This is a genomic window from Oleiphilus sp. HI0128 (assembly GCF_001635365.1).
The window spans coordinates 1-1694 of record NZ_LWGG01000984.1 but is presented as its reverse complement, the minus strand read 5'-3'; the positions used below and the strand labels follow the sequence as shown (position 1 = coordinate 1694).

The window sequence follows — 1694 nt, the reverse complement described above, 5'->3', positions numbered from 1 at the left end:
GTCGCGGATGATTACGTAGCTGTGTTTGATAATGAGGCAATCGTTCGAGCCATCACACCAACCCACTCTTTGCTTAGCCAACTCGATTTTCGCGGTGTAATCGTTACCGCACCGGGCTCCGATGTGGATTTTGTCAGTAGATTCTTTGCTCCTAAAATTGGCATCCCCGAAGATCCCGTTACTGGTGCAGCGCATTGCAAACTTGCGCCGTACTGGGCTGGTAAACTTGGGAAAAGCACTTTAAGCGCCAAGCAAGTCTCTAAGCGTGGTGGCAGCCTTACATGCGAAGTCAAAGCCGACCGAGTCATACTGTACGGAAGTACCGTAACGTTTATGGAGGCAGAGATTGCATTCGAAACCTAACAATGCCGTAAACTCGGAGGCATTTTTCGTTCGCGCTGCTCACTACAAATGCGCCGGTTACGGCTGGCGTTAAATGCCAGTAATCAACATATCTATCGCATCAATGATTTGGTAGCGATAATGTTCTAGAGAGTCTACTTCGGATTTCAGAAGCGTTTTAGGCACAGTTGTCATTTGGTTGGTAACGAGGACGAAATCCTCTCCTTCAATTCTAACTGTAGGACATAGCTTCTGAGCTACTTTTTCGTTAACTTTTTTCGAAGGGGTTAACGGGATAACTAGTCTTGAATTCAAGTCATTTAGTAAGTTGTTTTGCACATCAACAAAATAGGGGTATGTTTTTTTACTGCTTTTGTCTTTGTTCAAATAAAGCGTAAATTGGCTCATTAAAAGCTCCTGAATGAGTCAGAAAATAAACCATTCTCTTCACTCAACTTGTTCAGCTCGTCAATAGCATCTTTATTTTCTTTAAGCCATTGTTCGCGTTGTGCTTTTTTTACTTGAACAATCAAGGCTTGTTCAAGTGTCGCTGATAAGTTTATTTTCAAACTTTTAGCTTGATTTAAAAGGTCACTGTTTACTGTTAGGTTAGTAGCTTTCTTAGGCGCTTGCTGGTCAAAACTTGGTCGCATGGTATTTGCTCCTAATGCGCATTGTTTATATGTATTGTTATGCTATTCCATATCCAAGCATTTAACAAGCGGCTCCACCGGACAAATTTTAGTGTCACCATTTTTGTTCCAAAAATGCCGCCAATAAAATTTGCTCGGTGAGCCGGGCGTTAAGGCCTATTAGTGTTGGCCGTAGTGCCCACCAATAGCAAAAATGTAAATATACTCATCGTCGTATTTATAAATTAACCGGTCTTTCTGGCTTAGACGTCTCGACCAAAGTCCCGATAAATTATGCTTAAGTTGTTCTGGTTTTCCCGTTCCTTCGGCAGGGTTACCACGCAGCATTTCCTTAAGTTGTCGGCACAGTACCTTATATAGCTTTTTATCGTTTTCTCTTAAGGTTTCATATTCTTGCCATGTATTTCCCTCAAAGACCAGTGATCTCACTCATCTCCTCCTTGCTTGGCTTATAACCTTCATTGTCAGTATGTGTTTTTACCGAGTCAGCGATTTGCTTCATCAAGTTAGTATTCTGCAAAACATATAAGGTTTCTTGCTCTCTTTCCCAGTCGTCAGCACTCATCACAACAAAATCGTCACCGGCTCGCCTAGTTACCTTTAAGGGCTCATGGTTCCCAACTATCTGTTCTACAAAGCCTTTCAAGTTGTCTCTAAATTTATTAACACTTACACTATCCATAATAATCACCAATTAAA

At 41.6% G+C, this 1694-nt stretch carries 5 protein-coding genes; 1 reads left to right on the top strand and 4 read right to left on the bottom strand.

Annotated elements, in window-relative coordinates; all coding sequences use genetic code 11:
- The coding region (locus A3763_RS16310) for a PhzF family phenazine biosynthesis protein (protein ID WP_197482939.1) at nucleotides 1-363 on the top strand (363 nt) is incomplete at its 5' end.
- A 69-nt stretch (nucleotides 364-432) separates the two neighbouring features.
- On the opposite strand, the gene A3763_RS16305 is transcribed toward A3763_RS16310, so the two are convergent.
- The 4 genes from A3763_RS16305 to A3763_RS16290 all read right to left on the bottom strand — a co-directional run bounded on the left by A3763_RS16305 (nucleotide 433) and on the right by A3763_RS16290 (nucleotide 1677).
- Nucleotides 433-750, bottom strand: coding sequence for a CcdB family protein (locus A3763_RS16305; RefSeq protein WP_068516653.1), 318 nt, complete (start codon nucleotides 748-750; stop codon nucleotides 433-435).
- On the bottom strand, nucleotides 750-995 hold the full coding sequence (locus A3763_RS16300; protein ID WP_068516651.1) for a type II toxin-antitoxin system CcdA family antitoxin: 246 nt from the start codon (nucleotides 993-995) through the stop codon (nucleotides 750-752). Before A3763_RS16300 ends, A3763_RS16305 begins: the two co-directional genes overlap by 1 nt.
- A 159-nt stretch (nucleotides 996-1154) precedes the next feature.
- Nucleotides 1155-1424 (bottom strand): Txe/YoeB family addiction module toxin, encoded by a 270-nt coding sequence (locus A3763_RS16295; RefSeq protein WP_068516648.1) that lies wholly within the window; start codon nucleotides 1422-1424, stop codon nucleotides 1155-1157.
- A complete protein-coding gene (locus tag A3763_RS16290) occupies nucleotides 1405-1677 on the bottom strand; it encodes a type II toxin-antitoxin system Phd/YefM family antitoxin (RefSeq protein ID WP_068516643.1) in 273 nt (90 codons plus the stop codon). The genes A3763_RS16295 and A3763_RS16290 overlap by 20 nt, the downstream gene beginning before the upstream one ends.
- Nucleotides 1678-1694 lie beyond the last annotated feature (17 nt).

Bases quoted from the DNA above. Each gene is read 5' to 3' on its own strand.
- A3763_RS16305 (WP_068516653.1), bottom strand. From the start codon at position 750: ATGAGCCAATTTACGCTTTATTTGAACAAAGACAAAAGCAGTAAAAAA.
- A3763_RS16290 (WP_068516643.1), bottom strand. From the start codon at position 1,677: ATGGATAGTGTAAGTGTTAATAAATTTAGAGACAACTTGAAAGGCTTT.
- A3763_RS16300 (WP_068516651.1), bottom strand. From the start codon at position 995: ATGCGACCAAGTTTTGACCAGCAAGCGCCTAAGAAAGCTACTAACCTA.